At 65.9% G+C, this 20015-nt stretch carries 22 protein-coding genes and 2 tRNA genes; 15 read left to right on the top strand and 9 right to left on the bottom strand.

What is annotated here, in order from left to right; all coding sequences use genetic code 11:
- Window positions 1-370: DUF2946 domain-containing protein (locus G3O00_RS27315; protein WP_206144879.1), on the bottom strand; the 370-nt coding region annotated here is incomplete at its 3' end.
- A 239-nt stretch (window positions 371-609) separates the two neighbouring features.
- On the opposite strand from G3O00_RS27315, the gene G3O00_RS27320 reads away from it, so the two are divergent.
- Complete coding sequence (locus G3O00_RS27320) at window positions 610-714, top strand: chorismate mutase (RefSeq protein WP_162269111.1); 105 nt, start codon at window positions 610-612, stop codon at window positions 712-714.
- A gap of 223 nt (window positions 715-937) precedes the next feature.
- On the top strand, window positions 938-1531 hold the full coding sequence (locus tag G3O00_RS27325) for a chorismate mutase (RefSeq protein ID WP_206144880.1): 594 nt from the start codon (window positions 938-940) through the stop codon (window positions 1529-1531).
- Window positions 1532-1565: 34 nt separating this feature from the next.
- On the opposite strand, the gene G3O00_RS27330 is transcribed toward G3O00_RS27325, so the two are convergent.
- The gene (locus G3O00_RS27330; RefSeq protein WP_206144881.1) at window positions 1566-2702 is read right to left on the bottom strand and encodes an exonuclease domain-containing protein; all 1137 of its coding nucleotides are present in this window, start codon (window positions 2700-2702) and stop codon (window positions 1566-1568) included.
- Between the two features lie 141 nt (window positions 2703-2843).
- Window positions 2844-3047, bottom strand: a complete 204-nt coding sequence (locus tag G3O00_RS27335) for a cold-shock protein (RefSeq protein WP_011351289.1) — start codon at window positions 3045-3047, stop codon at window positions 2844-2846.
- 393 nt (window positions 3048-3440) lie between these two features.
- Here G3O00_RS27335 and G3O00_RS27340 point away from each other — a divergent pair, with 393 nt between their 5' ends.
- Both G3O00_RS27340 and G3O00_RS27345 read left to right on the top strand, forming a co-directional pair.
- The gene (locus tag G3O00_RS27340; protein WP_011351288.1) at window positions 3441-3713 is read left to right on the top strand and encodes a hypothetical protein; all 273 of its coding nucleotides are present in this window, start codon (window positions 3441-3443) and stop codon (window positions 3711-3713) included.
- Between the two features lie 500 nt (window positions 3714-4213).
- Window positions 4214-5359, top strand: coding sequence for a porin (locus G3O00_RS27345; RefSeq protein ID WP_206144882.1), 1146 nt, complete (start codon window positions 4214-4216; stop codon window positions 5357-5359).
- Window positions 5360-5442: 83 nt separating this feature from the next.
- Here the strand turns inward: G3O00_RS27345 and greB are convergent, their stop codons facing one another.
- Window positions 5443-6006 carry a transcription elongation factor GreB gene (gene greB, locus G3O00_RS27350; RefSeq protein ID WP_011351286.1) on the bottom strand — a complete coding sequence of 188 codons (564 nt, stop codon included), beginning with the start codon at window positions 6004-6006 and terminating at the stop codon, window positions 5443-5445.
- 128 nt (window positions 6007-6134) lie between these two features.
- Here greB and G3O00_RS27355 point away from each other — a divergent pair.
- A tRNA-Arg gene (locus G3O00_RS27355) sits at window positions 6135-6211 on the top strand.
- 198 nt (window positions 6212-6409) lie between these two features.
- Here G3O00_RS27355 and G3O00_RS27360 read toward each other — a convergent pair.
- From G3O00_RS27360 to G3O00_RS27375, 4 genes are all read right to left on the bottom strand, one after another.
- Window positions 6410-8776, bottom strand: coding sequence for a bifunctional (p)ppGpp synthetase/guanosine-3',5'-bis(diphosphate) 3'-pyrophosphohydrolase (locus G3O00_RS27360; protein ID WP_174931166.1), 2367 nt, complete (start codon window positions 8774-8776; stop codon window positions 6410-6412).
- Between the two features lie 63 nt (window positions 8777-8839).
- Window positions 8840-9043, bottom strand: a complete 204-nt coding sequence (gene rpoZ / locus G3O00_RS27365) for a DNA-directed RNA polymerase subunit omega (protein ID WP_006025620.1) — start codon at window positions 9041-9043, stop codon at window positions 8840-8842.
- 58 nt (window positions 9044-9101) lie between these two features.
- On the bottom strand, window positions 9102-9785 hold the full coding sequence (gene gmk, locus G3O00_RS27370; protein WP_011351284.1) for a guanylate kinase: 684 nt from the start codon (window positions 9783-9785) through the stop codon (window positions 9102-9104).
- Between the two features lie 6 nt (window positions 9786-9791).
- Window positions 9792-10715: a YicC/YloC family endoribonuclease gene (locus G3O00_RS27375; RefSeq protein WP_011351283.1), complete on the bottom strand. Its 924-nt coding sequence runs from the start codon at window positions 10713-10715 to the stop codon at window positions 9792-9794.
- A gap of 173 nt (window positions 10716-10888) precedes the next feature.
- Here G3O00_RS27375 and rph point away from each other — a divergent pair, with 173 nt between their 5' ends.
- From rph to G3O00_RS27420, 9 genes are all read left to right on the top strand, one after another.
- The gene (rph, locus tag G3O00_RS27380) at window positions 10889-11620 is read left to right on the top strand and encodes a ribonuclease PH (protein ID WP_011351282.1); all 732 of its coding nucleotides are present in this window, start codon (window positions 10889-10891) and stop codon (window positions 11618-11620) included.
- 1 nt (window position 11621) lies between these two features.
- Window positions 11622-12248 carry an RdgB/HAM1 family non-canonical purine NTP pyrophosphatase gene (gene rdgB / locus G3O00_RS27385; protein WP_011351281.1) on the top strand — a complete coding sequence of 209 codons (627 nt, stop codon included), beginning with the start codon at window positions 11622-11624 and terminating at the stop codon, window positions 12246-12248.
- A gap of 34 nt (window positions 12249-12282) precedes the next feature.
- Window positions 12283-13497, top strand: coding sequence for a radical SAM family heme chaperone HemW (gene hemW / locus G3O00_RS27390; protein ID WP_206144883.1), 1215 nt, complete (start codon window positions 12283-12285; stop codon window positions 13495-13497).
- A 44-nt stretch (window positions 13498-13541) separates the two neighbouring features.
- Window positions 13542-13629: transfer RNA gene (locus tag G3O00_RS27395), tRNA-Ser, on the top strand.
- Window positions 13630-13771: 142 nt separating this feature from the next.
- A complete protein-coding gene (locus tag G3O00_RS27400) occupies window positions 13772-14167 on the top strand; it encodes a hypothetical protein (RefSeq protein WP_206144884.1) in 396 nt (131 codons plus the stop codon).
- A gap of 233 nt (window positions 14168-14400) precedes the next feature.
- The gene (locus G3O00_RS27405; protein WP_174951036.1) at window positions 14401-14694 is read left to right on the top strand and encodes a hypothetical protein; all 294 of its coding nucleotides are present in this window, start codon (window positions 14401-14403) and stop codon (window positions 14692-14694) included.
- A 335-nt stretch (window positions 14695-15029) separates the two neighbouring features.
- Entirely contained in the window at window positions 15030-15521 is a 492-nt protein-coding gene (locus tag G3O00_RS27410) for an energy transducer TonB (RefSeq protein ID WP_206144885.1), read from the top strand.
- A gap of 293 nt (window positions 15522-15814) precedes the next feature.
- A complete protein-coding gene (locus G3O00_RS27415) occupies window positions 15815-17125 on the top strand; it encodes an MFS transporter (RefSeq protein ID WP_174931162.1) in 1311 nt (436 codons plus the stop codon).
- Between the two features lie 104 nt (window positions 17126-17229).
- Window positions 17230-17409: a hypothetical protein gene (locus G3O00_RS27420; protein ID WP_011351270.1), complete on the top strand. Its 180-nt coding sequence runs from the start codon at window positions 17230-17232 to the stop codon at window positions 17407-17409.
- 28 nt (window positions 17410-17437) lie between these two features.
- Here the strand turns inward: G3O00_RS27420 and waaC are convergent, their stop codons facing one another.
- Complete coding sequence (waaC, locus tag G3O00_RS27425) at window positions 17438-18436, bottom strand: lipopolysaccharide heptosyltransferase I (protein WP_206144886.1); 999 nt, start codon at window positions 18434-18436, stop codon at window positions 17438-17440.
- A 170-nt stretch (window positions 18437-18606) separates the two neighbouring features.
- On the opposite strand from waaC, the gene G3O00_RS27430 reads away from it, so the two are divergent.
- Window positions 18607-20015, top strand: a 1409-nt coding sequence (locus G3O00_RS27430; protein WP_206144887.1) for a chloride channel protein, incomplete at its 3' end; no start/stop codon positions are given.

Below are 20015 nucleotides of genomic sequence, written 5' to 3' on the forward strand. Positions count from 1 at the left end.
CCGGGGCGCGAGGCTGCGCGAGACGGATGCCCTTGCGGGGCAATTCGGGAATGGCCGGCGGGGCCGCGCGATAGGCGAACGTCCGCACGAAGCCCGGCAGCGCGGGCTGGCTCGACCCGAGCGCCACGTTCGCCGCGAAGCCGGGACAGTACACGCAGTGCGGCACGCCGGCATGGTCGAACGACGACGTGTCGTGCTCGCCGCCCGCCTGCGCGAGCACGACCTGGCGGGCGCCCGCTGCACTGCACAACTCGAGCGTGAGCTCGCCGGAGCCGCTCGATGCAAGACGCGCATAGCCGATGACGGGCGACAGTACGTTCAGTACCAGCGCCAGCCATACGAGGCCGATCCATCGCGTCGTTCGTTTCATTGCGGTCCAGAAAAAGTGCGCGCAAGTATAACAAGCGGCCCGATTGTTGCCGATTCCGCACAAGGCAAGAGTCGGCATCGGAGCGCGCGCCAGAGGGCATGTGCCGTTAATACAACAGAGACAAAATCTAACGATTCGCCACTGGCATAAATCCAAGCGCGAGGTTGATAATCATCGAACCTGCTGGAGAAATGACCATGGACGAAAGACCAACTCGCATGCCACCGCCGGAGCAAGTGATGAGCCCGGATCCGGAACCCGTCGGCGTGGAATTCCTCGCCGAATTGCCCGACCACGTGCGGGCATTCTTCGACGAGCAGCACAAGCTGTACTCGCCGAAGTGAACGCCTGTTCGGTTCTGTAACCGCCACGTGTCGATCATCGCTATCGTGCGGTTCATCTCTGCGCATCGCGCGCAATTCGCCTCGCACCCGGGCCGCAACAGCCTGACGGTGCCGGATCAGCTCGCCTGCTGATTCTCCGGTCGCTGCGCTACGCCGCGCGACTGTCTTCGTCTATCCTTCTGGTTTTCCACCTCCGGCCCGCCCGGCTCTCCTGATCGTTCCGATGAAGCAAGCCATTCGTGCCAGCCTCGCTGTCGCCGCGCTCGGCGTCGCCCTCTTTTCGTCCCCGCGCATCGCCAATGCAGACGGCGACGACACCGCCCTCACCAACATCGTCGCACTCGCGTCGCAACGCCTCACGCTTGCCGAACCGGTCGCTCGCTGGAAATGGGCGAATCACAAGGCAATCGAGGACCGGCCGCGTGAAGCGGAGCTGCTCGTATCGGTCGAGAAGCGCGCGGCACAGGCCGGCGTCGATCCCGCGTTCGCACGGACGTTCTTCGAGGATCAGATCACCGCGAGCAAGGATGTGCAGAACGCGCTGTTCGCGACCTGGCGCGCGACGCGGCCGCCGGAAGGCACGCCGCCCGATCTCGCGACCAGCACGCGCCCGGCGCTCGACCGGCTGACGCAGAAATTGCTCGCGGGGCTCGCGCAGGTTGCACCGCTGCGCGATGCGCCTGATTGCCAGGCGCGGCTCGCGCGCAGCATCGCCAACTGGAAGACGCTCACGCGCTACGACTCCACGCAAACACAGGCACTCGACACCGCGCTGTCGCACGTCTGCTCGGCCGGCGGCGCAAGCGCGATCGGCTGACGACAACGGGCGCGGGTCGCGCGACCGCGCCTGATTAGCCCGCCTGCCCCTCAGGCGTGAGCGCGGCGAGCGGAATGAGTTGCAGGCCGCGCGCGAGGTGCGTCTGCAGCAGGCGGTGGGTGAAGGGTTCGAACGCACCGTCCGTCCCGTCGGCCGCGAGCCGCGCGGCCGCGTCGAGCGATTCCGCCGCGCCGAGATAGCGCCAGCCATCGATCACATGAAACAGGCGGCGCTCTCCGCTCGCCTCGAACGCGACCGCGCCTTCGAATGGCCAGGGCGCACCGCTGGCACGGGCGTCGGCTACGGGACGCCGGTTGTACGACGGCCGCAGCCGGGCGATCCATTGCGCTTCGGCGAGCATCGCCCCCAGCTCGTTACCGGTCTCGCGCCATTCGACCCGCCTTACCTGCTGCGCAAGCCGCATTTCCTTCGACGAACGGCGCTCCCCCGTCAGCAACGCACGCAGCCGCTGCCGCACCCGCACGCTGCGACCGACATACAGCGGCGCGTCCTCCTCCCCGAACAGCGCGTACGCGCCGCACCCGGCCGGCGCGGTATCGAGCCAGGCTTCGGTCAGGTCGCCGCCCAGACGGAAGTGGCGCGTCGTGCGCGCGATCTGGTCGCGCAGCCGCTCGAGCGGCACGATGTCGTGCAACAGGCGCCAGAACTGCCATAGCAGGTCGGCATCCGCCAGCGCCCGGTGGCGCGCAGCCGGCACGAGGCCGTGCCGCTCGATCAACGCGTCGAGCCCGTGCCGCGTTTCACGCGGGAACAGCGCGCGCGACAGCCGCACCGTACACAGCACATCGGGATTGAACGCGAAGCCGGCGCGCTCGAACTCGGCCCGCAGGAAGCCGCGGTCGAAGCTCGCGTTGTGCGCGACGAAAAGCTTGCCGTCGAGCCGCTCGAACAACGCCGGCGCCAGCGACGCAAACGACGGCGCATCGCGCACCATCTCGTCCGAAATACCCGTCAGTTGCTGGATGAACGGCGGAATCGGCTGCCCCGGATTGACGAGCGTCGTCCACGTCGATACGCCGAGCGGGCCGATTTCGACGACGCCGATTTCGGTGATGCGGTGTTCGGCGGGCGAGCCGCCAGTGGTTTCAAGGTCGACGAAGACGAGCGGCTGTTCGCTGGCGGGATCGGACGGACTGGGGTAATCAGACATGAAAAGACTGGGAAACGGTGCTTCCGTGAGTATGCACCGGCATCCCCATTCGCGGCCAGCCCGAACCGGGATGCTTCGTCCCCGAAAAACGAAAAGCCCCCGCCATGCGGGGGCCGGACGTGATCGGCAATGCGTGGCGCGTCAGACCGCCTGGATATTCGCTGCCTGCTTGCCTTTCGGCCCGACTTTCACGTCGAACGAAACACGCTGGTTTTCCTTCAGCGTCTTGAAGCCGTCCATCTTGATTTCGGAAAAGTGTGCAAACAAATCTTCACCACCATTGTCCGACGTAATAAAACCAAAACCTTTAGCATCGTTAAACCATTTCACGATACCGGTATCCATGTCTTCGTTCCCCACTCGATTAGATCAAAAAAGCTATTTTTATAGCCGTTTCCCGAAATCCCGAAACATTGCGCCAGCACCCGCACCAGCACGCCGCCCGAGGACGGAGTGCTGACTTTATAAATTGGACAATCCGGGTGCGTCAAGGAAATTTTTGACGATCGTTTTATCAAAAAAGAGCTAATGCCATTGGAATCGGTACACCGCCGCATTTGATTAATTGATTCGCATCAAAAACCTGTCAATATTACCGGGATCAGAGTCCCGATATTTTCATCCATGAAATTCCTACCGGGGACAAATCGGGTCGGTAAAATCCTCGGGTTTTTTCCGGGTTGCGGAAATCCGGGGACATTGCGATGCTCACCTAACGTCGGAAGGAAGGAGAAGGTCATGTGGCTGGACGGAATCAAGCGCTTCGCGAGCCGGCTCGGACGCGTACGCCGCAAGTCCCGCGCCCTGGCCGAGTCCGCGTCCTCGCGCGAAGCGCCGTGCGACACCGAATTCGATACGACCTGGCACGGCGATCACTGGCAGAACCTGCTCTCATCGCCGCTCGATGCCCGTCACTACGTGATGGAAGACTGGACATACACGCCACCGCCCAACGAAGCCAAGGAGGCCGCGCCTGCGGCCAAGCGCAAGCGGCGCTCGTTCGCGCAATAGCCCGCGGACCGACGGGGCAAAAAAAAGCGCGACTGGGAAGTCGCGCCGACAAAGGTTTGGAGATCTTTTCCGTCAACGAAAAAGTCTGCTTCGGAAAGCAGAGATCGCAGTATAGCGAGAGAACAACCTTTCATTAGCCATGCTCCACACAAACCTCTATTGCCGATGTGTCAATAATCGGATTAGGACCATCCCCGCCTGCTGCTGACTGCCTGTCGCGATCGCGCAACGCCCGCTACGGAGTCCTGATCGCCATTTTTCTTCGCTGCACCGCGGCAAACCCTTGGTGGGTAATCGTTTGCACCGCATTACCTATCTTTGCGGATTCCAAAATATATTATTGCTTAAAGCGCATCCCTCCCCCGCTCCACGCCCTCCGTACACTGCAGATGGCTTTTTGATAAGCGCACCGCCGCTCTGCCGGACCGGCCGCAGCGTCAAGCAAAACATGCCAGTCCGCAGCAGGTTCGATCGACATCATCCTGTTTGGAGACAGATCCATGAAAAAAACCCTGATCGCCGCCGCGTTGTCGGGAGTATTCGTTACGGCAGCTCATGCCCAAAGCAGTGTGACGCTCTATGGCCTGATCGACGCAGGCATCACCTACACGAACAATCAGGGCGGCCATAGCGCCTGGCAGGAAACGAGCGGTTCGGTCAACGGCAGCCGCTGGGGCTTGCGCGGCACCGAAGATCTCGGCGGCGGGCTGAAAGCGATCTTCACGCTGGAAAATGGCTTCGGCATCAATAACGGCGCGCTGAAGCAGAACGGCCGCGAATTCGGCCGGCAAGCGTTTGTCGGCCTCGCCCATGACAGCTACGGTTCGCTGACGCTGGGCCGGCAGTACGACAGCGTCGTCGACTATCTCGGGCCGTTGTCGCTGACGGGCACCCAGTACGGCGGCACGCAGTTTGCCCACCCGTTCGACAACGACAACCTGAACAATTCGTTCCGGATCAACAACTCGGTCAAGTATCAGAGCGCGAACTACGGCGGCCTCAAGTTCGGTGCGTTGTACGGGTTCTCGAACTCGACGGCTTTCGCGAACAACCGCGCCTATAGCGGCGGCGTGTCGTACAGCTACCTGGGCTTCAACTTCGCCGCGGCGTACTTGCAGTTGAACAGCGACGTGAACGCGCTCGCGCAGGCCGCGTCCGATCCCGGCGCCGTGACCGGCGACTGGACCTTCGCGTCGCGCGTGCAGCGCACCTGGGGCGCCGGCCTGAATTACGGGTTCGGCCCGGCCACGGTCGGCTTCGTGTTCACCCAGACGCGCCTGACCGGCATCCGCGCGATCAGCGCGGCGCAGTCCGGCGTGTCCGGCGGCATCACGGGCCTCGGCGGAACCGCGCGCTTCAGCAACTACGAACTCAACGGACGCTACGCGCTGACGCCGGCGCTGTCGCTCGCCGGCTCCTACACGTACACGCAGGGCCGCCTGGCCGGCGACAAGCCGACCTGGCACCAGTTCAACCTGCAAGCCGACTATGCGCTGTCGAAGCGCACCGACGTCTACCTGCAGGGCGAGTTCCAGAAGGTCAACAACGACGGCCTCGATCTCGGCGCCAACATCAACGGGCTGGGCGCCGCGTCATCGACCAACAAGCAGATCGCGGTCACGGCCGGCATGCGCCACCGCTTCTGAGCAACAGGCACATCGTCCGCACGCCGGATGACGAAGCGCCCCATCGGGGCGCTTTTTCTTTGCCGGGCTGCGTTGAGCGCCGCTCAGGCGTTGCCCGACGCCGGGTAACGGACGTCGAGCACGTCGATCGGCTGCGGGCCGGCCGGCGTCATCAGCATGACGGTATCGCCGATCTTCGCCTTGATCAGCGCCCGCGCGACCGGCGAAATCCAGCTGACACAACCGTGATCGAGATCGACCTCGTCGATCCCGACGATCGTGATCGTGTGATCCTCGCCGTCCGGCGTCTCGTAATCGACCGTTGCACCGAAAAACACCTGGTCGACGTTCTCCTGCCGGCTCGCATCGACGACTTCGGCCAGATCGAGCCGCTTCGTCAGGAAGCGGATGCGGCGATCGATCTCGCGAAGCCGCCGCTTGCCGTAGATATAGTCGCCGTTCTCCGACCGGTCGCCGTTCGACGCGGCCCAGGACACGAGCCGCACGACCTCGGGACGCTCGACGTCGATCAGGTTCAGCAGTTCGTCCCTCAGCCGCTTGTGACCAGCCGGTGTGATGTAGTTCTTCGAGCCCGCCGGAATCGCCGGCTGGGCCTGGTCCAGATCGTCGTCGTCGCCGTCCGACTCTTTGACAAACGCCTTGTTCATGATGCGGGTTCAACATGGATGACTGATGCTCCAAGGGTACACGAAGGGCGCCCCGGCAAGGCCATGCACCTAATTTGCGATTAAGGCTTCCCTTTTTATACAACCCTGCTATACTTCCGCTTCTGCGTGCGGCTGTAGCTCAGTTGGATAGAGTACTTGGCTACGAACCAAGGGGTCGTGGGTTCGAATCCTGCCAGCCGCGCCACCTTAAAAGGGCTTTCCTCCGGGAAAGCCCTTTTTCTTTCCGTCTCCCCTTCCGTTGCTCACGGCACGGCAACGTACGGTTGCTTGGCGCCGCCTTTCGGAAGAACGTCGGCCACGCCGCACGTTCGCCTCCCCTACAGCACAAATGAAAACGGCGGCCATTGGCCGCCGTCGATCGATCGCCCGCGCGGGCGTAGCGTCAATAATCCTGCCGCTCGCGCTCGATGCGCATGCCACCGTCGTGGCGCGCATGCGCGCCATCGTCGGTCGAACGCTCGCGCATGATCCGCATCACATCCGGATTGGTGCGCACGCGCCGCATCACGTTCGCGAGATGCACGCGATCGCTGACCTGGATCACGAAGCGCAGCACCGTCGATTCGTGCGTCAGATCCTCGTCCATCGCGATGTGCACGATGTTCGCATCGGCCGACGTGATATCCGCCGCCACGCGCGCAAAGATGCCCTTCGTGTTCTTCACGAGCGCCTTCACGGCGACATCGAACAGGCGGCCCGGCTGCGGCGCCCATTCGACATCGATCCAGCGGCCCGGATCGCGGCGATGAATACGCTGCGCCACGCGGCAATCGGTCGTATGAATCGCCATCCCCAGACCAATGCCGATATAGCCCATGATCGCGTCGCCCGGAATCGGCCGGCAGCACGCGGACAACTGCACGGACATCCCTTCGGTGCCGGTAATCACGACCGGCGGCGCATGGTGCGCGGGATGCCGCTCGGACTTCGGCAGATCGTCGTCCGCATCGCGGCCGCTCATCAGCACCTCGATGCGCTTGGCCATCACCGCGGCCACGCGACGGCCGAGGCCGATGTCCGCGAAGATTTCCTGACGGCTCTTGTTGCCCGTCCACTGCACGAGCTTCTCCCACACTTCCGGCTCGACATCGGCCAGCGCAAGACCGTAGCCCTTCAGGCTCTGGTCGACCAGCCGCTCGCCAAGCTGCACCGACTCGTTCAGGCGCATCGTCTTCAGGTAGTGCCGGATCGCCGAGCGCGCCTTGCCGGTACGCACGAAGCCGAGCCATGCAGGGTTCGGCTTCGAATACGGCGCGGTGATCACCTCGACGATGTCGCCGCTCTTCAGCTCGGTGCGCAGTGGCAGCAGCTCGTTGTTGATCTTCACGGCCACGCACTGGTTACCGAGATCGCTGTGGATCGAATACGCGAAATCGAGTGCGGTCGCGCCGCGCGGCAGCGCCATGATCTTCGACTTCGGCGTGAACACGTAGACCGCATCCGGGAACAGGTCGATCTTCACGTGCTCGAGGAATTCGCTCGAATCGCCGGCTTCGCTCTGGATGTCGAGCAGCGACTTCAGCCACTGGTGCGCGCGCTTCTGCACGTCGCTGAGATCCGCGCTACCGTTCTTGTACAGCCAGTGCGCTGCGACTCCCGCCTCGGCGATCTCGTGCATCTTGCGCGTGCGCACCTGGAACTCGATCGGCGCGCCGAACGGGCCGACGAGCGTCGTGTGCAGCGACTGATAGCCGTTGATCTTCGGGATCGCGATGTAGTCCTTGAACTTGCCGGGCACGGGCTTGTACAGCGCGTGCAGCGCGCCGATGCACGTGTAGCAGTCGAGTGGGCTGTCGACGACGACGCGAAAGCCGTACACGTCGAGCACCTGCGAGAACGACAGCTGCTTGTCGCGCATCTTGCGGTACACGCTGTAAATGGTCTTTTCGCGGCCGGTGATCTCGGCGTCGATCTTCGCGTCGGCCATCGCGCGCTGCGCGGCCTCGAGGATCTTGCTGATCACTTCGCGGCGATTGCCGCGCGCGGCCTTCACGGCCTTCTCGAGCGTCGCGTAGCGATGCGGGTTGAAGTTCGCGAAGCTCATGTCCTGCAGCTCGCGATACGTGTTGTTCAACCCGAGGCGGTGCGCGATCGGCGCGTAGATGTCGAGCGTTTCCCGCGCGACGCGGCGGCGCTTTTCCATCGGCACCGCGCCGAGCGTGCGCATGTTGTGCAGGCGGTCGGCGAGCTTGACGAGAATGACGCGCACGTCGCGTGCCATCGCGAGCAGCATCTTGCGGAAGTTTTCCGCCTGCGCTTCCTCGCGGCTGCGGAACTCCATCTTGTCGAGCTTCGACAGGCCGTCGACCAGTTCGGCGACCTTCGGGCCGAACCGTTCGGCCAGCTCGCTCTTGGTCACGCCCTGATCTTCCATCACGTCGTGCAGCAGCGCTGCCATGACGGCCTGCGCGTCGAGCTTCCAGCCGGCGCAGATTTCCGCGACGGCGACAGGATGGGTGATGTAGGGCTCGCCGCTCTGGCGATATTGACCGAGGTGGGCTTCGTCGCTGAAGTGGAACGCCGCCTTGACCTCTTTGATTTCTTCCGGAGGAAGATACTCGGCAAGCGCGGCCGTCAGTTTCGCGATCGAAACGACGCCGTGCTTACGAGGCTGCTCCGGTGTGGCGGTCGGCCCGAACAGATGCCGGAAGGACTGTTCGAGGACCGCGTCGATGTACTGGCGCGCAGGCGACTGGGCCGTGGCTTCGGTGGTCGAATCCGCGGAGGCGGACGATGGGGTGGTGCTCATATTCGCCTCCAGGTCGAGTCGTTGCGCGCGTGGATTACATGGCTGGAACGGGCCGGATGCGCGTTACACCGGCACCTTCTTCAGCATCTCGACGCCGACCTGGCCGGCAGCGATTTCGCGCAGCGCGACGACGGTCGGCTTGTCGCGGCTTTCGATCTTCGGCGTATGGCCTTGCGCGAGCTGCCGCGCGCGATAGGTGGCGGCGAGCGCCAGTTCGAAGCGGTTCGGGATTTGCTTCAGGCAGTCTTCGACGGTAATGCGAGCCATGTTGGTAATTCCTTCTGAATATAGTCCTTATTCTACCTTATGTCCCTCGTCCCCCGCGTCATTCCGCGTGGGGCAGATGGATGCCGAGCTCGATGAACAGCTCCGTGTGTCGCGCGTACTGCGAAGCAAAGCGCAGGCGCGTGGCCGCGACGATGCATTCGAGCTCCGCGAGCGCACGCTCGAAATTCTCGTTGATCACCACGTATTCCGCTTCGGGCGCGTGCGCGATCTCGCTGCCGGCGGCCAGCAGGCGGCGCGTGATCACTTTCGGTTCGTCCTGGCCGCGCTTCTTCAGGCGCTCTTCTAGCGCGTCGAGCGACGGCGGCAGGATGAAGATGCCGACCGCGTTGCGGAACTGCTTCTTCACCTGCAGCGCGCCCTGCCAGTCGATTTCGAGCAGCACGTCGTGGCCGTTCTTCATCTGCTCTTCGATCCAGACGCGCGACGTGCCGTAGTAGTTGCCGTGCACTTCCGCGCTCTCGAGGAATTCGTGCGCCGCGTGACGCGTGCGGAAATCCTCGACCGTCGTGAAGTGATAGTGCTGGCCGTCCTGCTCGCCCGGGCGCGGTTTGCGCGTCGTATACGAGATCGACAGGCAGATGTCGCTGTCCTTCGACAGCAGCGCATTCACGAGCGTCGACTTGCCGGCGCCCGACGGCGCGACGACCATGAACAGGTTGCCGGGATAGACGCCGCCGTGCAGCGAATGCGCGGCGTGGCCGTCGTGGGTGGATTGGGTCATGTTGCTTTACTCCAGGTTTTGCACTTGCTCGCGCATCTGCTCGATCAACAGCTTGAGCGCCATCGATGCGTCGGCGAGTTCCTTCGCCGCCGCCTTCGAGCCGAGCGTGTTTGCTTCTCGATTCAGCTCCTGCATCATGAAGTCGAGACGCTTGCCGACGCGGCCGCCCTTCTCGATCACGTGACGCGTTTCGTTCAGGTGCGCAGTGAGCCGCGACAGTTCTTCCGCGATGTCGATCCGGATTCCGTACATCGTCACTTCCTGACGAATGCGCTCCGCGGCTTCCTCGCGCGTGACGATCGTCGAGCTGCCTTCGGGCGCCGCGATGCCGAGCGCCTCCTGCAGCCGTTCGACGATCTTCTGCTGGTGCTTCGCGATCAGCTCCGGCACGAGCGGCGTGATGCGCGCGACGATCGCTTCCATCTCCGTGACGTTCGACAGCAGCATCGTCGCCAGCTGTGCGCCTTCGCGCGAGCGCACGACGACCAGCTCGCCGATCGCTTCCTTGCCGCACGCGAGCACCGCCTCGCGGATCGCGTCAGCCGACACGCCGCTCTCGGCGATCACGCCCGGCCAGCGCAGGATCTCGCCCGCGCGCAGGCGGCCGACACCCGGGAACGAGTCGAGCACCGAGCGTTCGAGCTCGGCGAGCTGGCCGAGCGCGGACTGGTTCAGCGCGCCCGCGCCGATGCTCTGCTCGCCGCGCTGCAGGTTGATGCGGATGTCGACCTTGCCGCGCGACAGCTTGTTCATCAGCATTTCGCGCAGCGCGGGTTCGCACGCGCGCACGTCGTCCGGCATCCGGAAATTCAGGTCGAGGAAGCGCGAGTTCACGGTGCGCAGTTCGACCGACACGCTGGTGCCGCCGTTGCCGGTGGCCGTCGCGAGTTCGCGCGTCGCGCTCGCGTAGCCCGTCATGCTGTAGATCATGGTTCGTCTCGCCGTCTGGGTGCCCTCGCGGGCGGGGATATGTCGAGGCGCCCGGCGCATCGTAAAGCGCGGGGCGGGAAGCGCGCATTATCCCATTTTTGCGGACCACCCCGCCGGGCACGCCCGCCGTTCGGCGCTAAAATCGGGGTTTCCTCTCGTTCCGCGACTCCCACATGACGTCCTCCGTTTCCCGCCCGAGCGGCCGCCGCGCCGACGCACTGCGCAAGGTCGCCCTTACGCGCCACTACACGAAACATGCCGAAGGCTCGGTGCTGGTCGAATTCGGCGACACCAAGGTGCTCTGCACCGCGAGCGTCTCCGAACGCGTCCCCGACTTCCTGCGCGACCGCGGGCAAGGCTGGCTGACCGCCGAATACGGGATGCTGCCGCGCGCGACGCACACGCGCAGCGACCGCGAAGCCGCCCGCGGCAAGCAGACCGGCCGCACGCAGGAAATTCAGCGCCTGATCGGCCGCGCGCTGCGCGCGGTGTTCGACCTCGAGGCGCTCGGCCCGCGCACGATCCACATCGACTGCGACGTGATCCAGGCCGACGGCGGCACGCGCACGGCGAGCATCACCGGCGCGTTCGTCGCCGCACACGACGCCGTGTCGAAGCTGATCGCGGCCGGCAAGATCACGCGCTCGCCGATCACCGACCACGTCGCCGCGATCTCGGTCGGCGTGTACGAAGGCGCGCCCGTGCTCGACCTCGATTACGCGGAAGATTCGCAGTGCGACACCGACATGAACGTCGTGATGACCGGCGCCGGCGGCTTCGTCGAAGTCCAGGGCACGGCCGAAGGCGTGCCGTTCTCCCGCGCCGAGATGAACGCGCTGCTCGACCTCGCGCAAGGCGGGATCGCCGAGCTCGTGCAGCTCCAGAAAGACGTGCTGGGCGCCTGACATGCCGGACGACCACACCATCGCGCCGCTGTCGCGCATCGTTCTCGCGTCGAACAACGCCGGCAAGCTGCGCGAATTCACCGCGCTGTTCTCGACGGTCGGCATCGAGATCGTCCCGCAGGGCGACCTCGCGGTGCCCGAGGCGGAAGAACCGTTCGGCACCTTCATCGAGAATGCGCTGACGAAAGCGCGCCACGCGTCGCGGCTCACCGGGCTGCCGGCGATCGCCGACGATTCGGGCCTGTGCGTGCGCGTGCTGCGCGGCGCGCCGGGCGTCTATTCGGCGCGCTACGCGCAGCGCGCGGGCCGCGACAAGGGCGACGCGGCGAACAACGCGTATCTCGTCGAGCAGTTGCGCGGCGTCGACGACCGGCGCGCATACTACTGCTGCGTGCTCGCGCTCGTGCGCCATGCGGACGACCCCGAACCGCTGTTCGCCGAAGGGCGCTGGTCGGGCGAGATCGTCGACACGCCGCGCGGCGAGCACGGATTCGGCTACGACCCGTATTTCTACCTGCCGTCGCTCGGCGCGACGGCCGCCGAACTCGAGCCGGCCGTGAAGAACACGCACAGCCATCGCGCGCTGGCGCTGAAGGCGCTGCTGGCGCGGCTCGCGGAGGAAGCATGAGCACGCCCGATACCCGTTCGCCGACGGAGGTTGCATGAGCCAGGCCGCGGAAACCGGCGCGCGCGTCGTCGCGACCTTCACGTCGCCCGGCCAGGTGCGGCTCACGTCGCTGCCGCCGCTCGCGCTGTACGTGCATTTCCCGTGGTGCGTGCGCAAGTGCCCGTACTGCGATTTCAACTCGCACGAGTGGAAGGGCGAGCGGTTTCCGGAAACCGAGTATCTCGACGCGCTGCGCGCCGATCTCGAGCAGGCGCTGCCGCTCGTGTGGGGCCGGCAGGTGCATACGATATTCATCGGCGGCGGCACGCCGAGCCTGCTGTCGGCGGCCGGCCTCGACCGGATGCTGTCCGACGTGCGCGCGCTGCTGCCGCTCGACGCCGATGCCGAGATCACGCTCGAGGCCAATCCGGGCACGTTCGAGGCCGCGAAGTTCGCGCAGTTCCGCGCGAGCGGCGTGAATCGCCTGTCGGTCGGCATCCAGAGCTTCAACGAGACGCACCTGAAGGCGCTCGGCCGGATTCACGACACCACGCAGGCACGCGCCGCTGTCGAGATCGCCGCGAAGAACTTCGACAACTTCAACCTCGACCTGATGTTCGCGCTGCCGAACCAGACGCTCGACGAATGCCGCACCGACATCGAGACCGCGCTGTCGTACGCGCCGCCGCATCTGTCGCTGTATCACCTGACGCTCGAGCCGAATACGCTGTTCGCGAAGTTCCCGCCGGTCGTGCCCGACGACGACGCGTCGGCCGACATGCAGGAATGGATTCACGCGCGCACGGCCGAGGCCGGTTACGGACACTACGAAGTCTCCGCGTATGCGAAGCCGAATCATCAGTGCAAGCACAACCTGAACTACTGGCGTTTCGGCGACTATCTCGGAATCGGTGCGGGCGCACACACGAAGCTGTCGTTCCCGAACCGGATCCTGCGGCAGGCACGCTACAAGCATCCGGCAACCTTCATCGAGCAGGCGATGGCCGGCACGGCCGTGCAGGAAGAGCGTGAAGTCGGCGCGCGCGACCTGCCGTTCGAGTTCATGCTGAACACGCTGCGGCTCGTCGAGGGCTTCCCCGTGCACAGCTTCGCCGAACGCACGGGCCTGCCGATGAGCACGATCGAGCCGGCGCTGCAGGAAGCGGAGCGACGCGGGCTGATCGCGCGCGATTTCGCGCAGATCGCGCCGACGCCGCTGGGCCAGCGTTTCCTCAACGACCTGCAGGAATTGTTCCTGCGCGACGATTGAAGGAATGAACCTCGCGGCATTTCGGTTACAATGCCGCCTCGTGTGGAAGCGTGGCCGAGCGGTTTAAGGCACCGGTCTTGAAAACCGGCGACGGGAAACTGTCCGTGAGTTCGAATCTCACCGCTTCCGCCAGGAAGTTCGCCAAACCCCGTCCATTCATCGAATGACGGGGTTTTTTGCTGGCCCGCACACGCCCTTCCCGCACGTCCCGACGCGTCACGCCGGATGCCGTTACAATCCGGCGCTCCGATTCGCGAAACGGGAAACCCACGTCATGAAGCCCTTCATCGTCTCGTCGCTCGCCGCGCTGCTGGTTGCCGTCAGCACGCAGGCGACGGCCGACACCGCCTCCGGCAGCGACGCGCCGGCGTCGTGCGCGATCGCCTACGTGACCGGCGTCGGCGGCTCGCCGCGCGGCCTGAGCGAATACCTCGCGAGCCCGTCGCCCTACAACTACCTGAAGGACAACGATCTCCAGTGCAAGGTGGGCGACGACGGGCGCACGTCGAACTGCACCGGCGTGACCTACCTCCGGAACGACCAAGTCAGCGTGTACGACGATTCCGATCCGGCGACGCTGACCGTCGTGGCACGCGTGGAACTCGACCACGGCCAGAAATACCCGGTGATCATCGTCGTGCAGCGCAAGGACGCGCGCTGCAAACAATGATGCCGCGTCGCGCGCGAACCCGTCCGTCGAAACGGCACGTGCGTTCGCGCCGGGCCTCGCGCGGCGCCTGAGCCGCGACACGGGCAGCGGCCCCCGTCGTCGCGTCGCACCGCGCCGGAAGCCTCCCGGCCCGCCGCTCGATCACCTAGAATTCGATCAACACGGCGACACGACCGCCGCCGCGTACTCGATGCCGCGCGCGCCACCCCTGCGTGCGGTACACGGAGATCGCCATGACCGAACTGTCGACACCGGCGGAACACGTCGATTACGAAGGCTTCGAGGTCCATGTCGTGCCGGCCGCCGTGCCCGGCAGCGACACGCGCTACACCTACACCGGCTACGTGTGCCATCCGGGCGCGAATCCCGCATTGCCCGGTCACGCGGTGCCATTCCACGCGGACGGCGAGGAAAGCTTCGCGAGCCTCGATGAAGCCGTCCACGAAGCCGTGCATATCGGCAAGAGCATCATCGACGGCACGCACCCAGACCTGTCGATCCTGTCACTCGTCACGCACGGCTTCTGAGGCGGGCGGCACGCGTCGATGGGGAACGCGCGGGCATCGGCAGCCGTGCTGCCCGCGGTAGCCGCTGTGCGCTGGCGGATCATCGCCACGCGCCTGCGTATCACTCGCGTTGCTCGCCTTTCTTTCAACCTTGCAACACGCACGCCGGGATGCACACGTGCGCCAGCCACGCGAGCGTGCTGTCACATGTCGCGTCACATCCCGATGCGCAGGCGCGCGCCGTTCTCGTCATCAGCAATCGCATCGTCCGGCATCGTCCGTTATGCGTTTCTCCCGATATCGGCTCGCGTCCGTGCGCCTATCATTTTTTTATAGTCACCTCTGGCTAGCCTCCCATGCGCCCCCTTCCCCGTTCGCGCGTCGACCGGCTGCGTGCAGTTGCACTGGCCGCCGTCGCCATGCTCGCGGCGTGCACGATCACGCCGCCTCCGTCGCTGCACTCGATCCTGACGATTCCGTCGATCACCCGCAGCGGCAGCCTCGACCAGTACCGCGTCGAAGTCGCGCAGCGTGTCGCCGAACGCAATCCGTCCGGCATGCTGCACGGCACGCCGCAGGCCATGCTCCGCTCGCTCGTCGTCGTGGCCTTCACCGTCGATGGCAGCGGCCGGCTCGTCAACGCGTCCGTCTATCGCAGCAATGGCGACAGCGAGGCGGAAGCGCTCGCGCTCGCGTCGCTGCGCCGCTCGGCGCCGCTGCCGCCACCACCGTCGCGACTGCTCGACGGCAACGGCCGGCTCGAAATGATGGAAGGCTGGCTCTTCAACGACGACGGCCACTTCCAGCTGCAAAGCACCGCGTCGGCGCAGGCGCAATCGATCGACTGACCGGTCGCCGCACGGCGATTGCCGGTGCGCGGCGGCGCTGGCTATAATTTTCCGCAATCGCGCGGCCATCACGCCGCGCGCGCGTTCGCGCGCCCCACCCGGCATGCGAGCCGACCACGCCGGCACCGGGCGGCGGCGACGTACCCGTCTCCATCGTCGACCGGCGGGTGACGTCCGCGCCACGGCGCGCGTCCACGCCGCCACCGCATCATCCGCTCGGCTGCCCCCGGCAGGCGTCCGCCTGCCCGACCGCACGCTCAGCCGACCGCCCCAACGACAAAACGGAGACATCCATGTCCGCATCCCCCCCGACCGTTGCACACGCAACCGGTTCGGCCGGCGCCGTCAGCCACCGGCGCATCGTGTTCGCGAGCTTCATCGGCACCGCGATCGAGTTCTACGATTTCTACGTGTACGCAACGGCCGCCGCGCTGGTCATCGGCCCCGTGTTCTTCCCGCACGGCTCCGCGACCGCACAGGCGCTGTCCGCGTTCGTCACGTTCGGCATCGCGTTCATCGCGCGCCCGATCGGCTCGTTCCTGTTCGGGCACTTCGGCGACCGCATCGGCCGCAAGTCGACGCTCGTCGCGTCGCTGCTCGTGATGGGCGTGTCCACCACCGCGATCGGCTTCGTGCCCGGCTACGACGCGATCGGCGCGCTCGCGCCGGTGCTGCTGTGCGTGCTGCGCTTCGGCCAGGGGATCGGCCTCGGCGGCGAATGGGGCGGCGCCGCGCTGCTCGCGACCGAGCACGCGCCGCAGGGCAAGCGCGGCTGGTTCGGGATGTTCCCGCAACTCGGGCCGTCGGTCGGCTTCCTGATGTCGAACGGGCTGTTCTTTGCGCTCGCGCTGTCGCTGTCGGACGAGCAGTTCCGCAGCTGGGGCTGGCGCATCCCGTTCCTGGTCAGTGCGGTGCTCGTCGCGCTCGGCCTGTACGTGCGGCTCAAGATCACCGAAACGCCGGCGTTCCAGGCCGCGCTCGATCGCAACGAGCGCGTGCGCGTGCCGGTCGCGACACTGATCACGCAACACTGGCGGCCGACGCTGCTCGGTGCGCTCGCCATGGTCGTCTGCTACACGCTGTTCTACATCTCGACGGTGTTCTCGCTGTCGTACGGCGTGTCGGCGCTGCATATTCCGCGCCAGAGCTTCCTCGGCCTGCTGTGTTTCGCGGTCGTGTTCATGGGACTCGCGACGCCGCTGTCCGCGTGGGCATCCGACCGCTTCGGCCGCAAGCCGGTGCTCGTCGTCGGCGCGATCGCCGCGCTGCTGTCGGGTTTCGCGATGGAGCCGCTGCTCGGCAGCGGCTCGATGCCGCTGGTCGCGCTGTTCCTGACGATCGAGCTGTTCCTGATGGGCGTGACGTTCGCGCCGATGGGCGCGCTGCTGCCGGAGCTGTTCCCGACCAACGTCCGCTATACGGGCGCGGGCGTCGCGTACAACCTCGGCGGGATTCTCGGCGCGTCGATCGCGCCGTATATCGCGCAGCTGCTGGCAGCGCGCGGCGGGCTGTCGTGGGTCGGCGGCTATGTTTCGGTTGCGGCAGCAATCAGCCTGATTGGTGTGCTGCTGATGCGCGAAACGCGCGACGCATCGCTCGTCTGAGACTCCGGGGCGACCCGGGTTGTGCGGTGGCCGGCGCTGCCTATACTCGATCCTGGGTGCGCCGCCGCGCGCGCCCGGGATCCCGCCCCGAAGGAGCCGCCGCCATGAACATCCGCCTCGGCAATGCCGATCTCGTCCTGATCCTCGCGCTTGCGCTGGGTGGCGCGATCCTGCTCGCACTGCGCTTCCGGCCGAAGACGTGGCGCGGCCTCGTGTTCGAAGCGCTGCTGGCGAATCTGGCGGCCATCGCCGCCGTCGTCACGGTCGAGGCGCTGCTCGCCTGAGCCACCTGAGCCGGCACGCGTCGCTTCGTCAGGCGGTCAGCCGCGCGCGCAGCGCGCCGTAGGCCGGCGCGACCGCATCGATCGCATCCAGCGCCTCGTCGACGGACGGCATCGTGCCCGGCTCGCCGATCGACAGTGCATTCGGCGCGCCGCCGATGCCGCAATGGTGCCGCGACGTCGCGACGAAAATCATCACGGTCGGCCGCTGCAGCGCGTGCGCCATGTGCACGAACCCCGTATCGACCCCCACCACGAGCGCAGCCCGGCCGAGCGCCGCGCCGAGCTCGCGCACCGTCATCGCGGGCAGCACGACCGAACCCGGCGCGCGTGCGGCAATGTCCTGTGCATCGCCGTGCTCCGCAGCCGATCCCCACGGCAACAGCACGCGTACGCCACGCGCCATCATCTGCGTGGCGAGCGCGGCCCAGTGGTCGGCCGGCCATTTCTTGTCGGGGTTCGACGTCGCATGGAACAGCAGCATGAACGGTGCGCCGTCGGTCACGGCCGCCGGCAGGTTCACGTCCCGCGGCGGGACGATGCCGTACGTGGCGATGCCCTCGGGCGTGTAGCCGAGCGCCTCGCCGGCGCTCACGCGCATCCCGTGCCACGCGTCGCAGTCCGGCCGCGGGCCGAAGCGATGCGAATACGCGAAGCGTGCACCCGTTTCGCCGAGATCCTGCGTCTGGTAGCCGACGCGGCGTGCGGCGCGCGCGAGCGCCGAAATGATGGCGCTCTTGTAGACGCCATGCAGGTCGATCACCGCATCGTAGCGGTGCCTCCGCAGCGCGCTGATCGACGCCGTGATCGCCTTCAGGTCGCCGCGATTGCGCATCTTCTTGAAGCGGCGCAGCGGCGCGCAAAGGACATGGCTGACGCCCGGATGCCAGCGCACGACCTCCGCGCACGATTCGTCCACCGCCCAGTCGACCGTTACGCCGGGAAAGGCGCGATGCAGATCCGCAACGACCGGTAGCGTCTGGACGACGTCGCCGAGCGACGTCACTTTCACGATGAGGATACGTTTCACGATGTGTGGGGATAGACGGGCCAATTTGGCATGCTAACGATGGTTACATGCGCCAACATTACGTGAAAATTACTTTTGCAACAAAATGCATCTCCTTTCGGGAACATTCTCGCGCCCCGCCCGCATCCGGTTCTTTTTATAATTCGATCTTTGCCTACCGGCCCGCGTCGATGCAACGCCCCGCCCTTCCCGCCCTGTTTCCCGCCCTCACCCGTCGTTCGCTGAGGATCTGGCGCCAGTACGGCGTTTTCTGGCTCGGTGCGATCGTCGTCGGCCTCACTGCCGTACTTTACGCGCGACTGATCGACTGGGGCTACGAAACCTTCCGCACGATGCGCGATCACGCCGCGTGGCTGCCGCTGCTGCTCACGCCGGCCATCGCCGCGGTGTCGGTATGGATCACGCGCCGCTTCTTCCGTGGCGCCGAGGGCAGCGGTATCCCGCAGGTGATCGCGACGCTGCATGCGCGCCCGAGCGCGTTCGGCTCCCGGCTGCTGACGCTGCGCATCCTGTTCGGCAAGGTGCTGGTGTCGTTCCTCGGCATCCTGGGTGGCTTCACGATCGGCCGCGAAGGGCCGACCGTGCAGGTCGGCGCGGCACTGATGTTCAACCTGCGACGCTTCTACCCGCGCTCGAACGCGCAGATCGAACGCCAGCTGGTGCTCGCCGGCGCGGCGGCCGGGCTGTCGGCCGCATTCAATACCCCACTCGCCGGGATCGTGTTCGCGATCGAGGAGCTGACGCGCAGCTTCTCCGCGCGCGCCAGCGGCGTGCTGATCACCGCGATCATCCTCGCCGGCGTCGTCGCGCTCGGCCTGAACGGCAACTACACGTATTTCGGCACGATCGATGCCGGCCCCCATTTCCCGAAACTGCTGGCGCTCGCCGTGCTGGTCACCGCGATCGTCACGGGGATCGCCGGCGGCCTGTTCTGCTGGCTGCTGCTCAACACGGGACGCTGGCTGCCCGAGCGGCTGCTGGGCCTGTATCGCGAGCGGCCGATCACGTTCGCCGCGCTGTGCGGCTTCACGATCGCCGCCGTCGGCCTTATATCGGGCGGCACGACCTTCGGCAGCGGCTACGCCGAGGCGCGCGGCCTGCTCGACGGCAGTCAGCATCTGTCGGTGTTCTATCCGTTCCTGAAGATGATTTCGATGGTCGCGTCGTACCTGCCGGGCATCCCGGGCGGGATCTTCGCGCCGTCGCTGTCGATCGGCGCCGGGTTCGGCAACCTGCTGCACATCGTGTTCAGCAACATGAGCCTGCCGATGCTGATCGCGCTCGCGATGGTCGGCTACATGGCGGCCGTCACGCAGTCGCCGATCACGTCGTTCGTGATCGTGATGGAGATGATCAACGGTCACGCGCTCGTGATTTCGCTGATGGCTACCGCGTTGGTGTCGAGCCGCGTGTCGCGCTTTTTCGCGCCGCCGCTCTACGAAACGCTCGCCCAGCGCTATCTCGCACCGCCAGTCGCGGCCGCGGAACCGGCTGCGGCAGCCGCGCCGAGCGCGACGGTGGCAACCGGCGTCACCGAGCCGCAGGATGCGGCCGCGGCGCCCGCCGATCCGCTCGACAC

The organism is Burkholderia sp. Ac-20384 (assembly GCF_017104605.1).
Classification (GTDB): Bacteria; Pseudomonadota; Gammaproteobacteria; order Burkholderiales; family Burkholderiaceae; genus Burkholderia; species Burkholderia lata.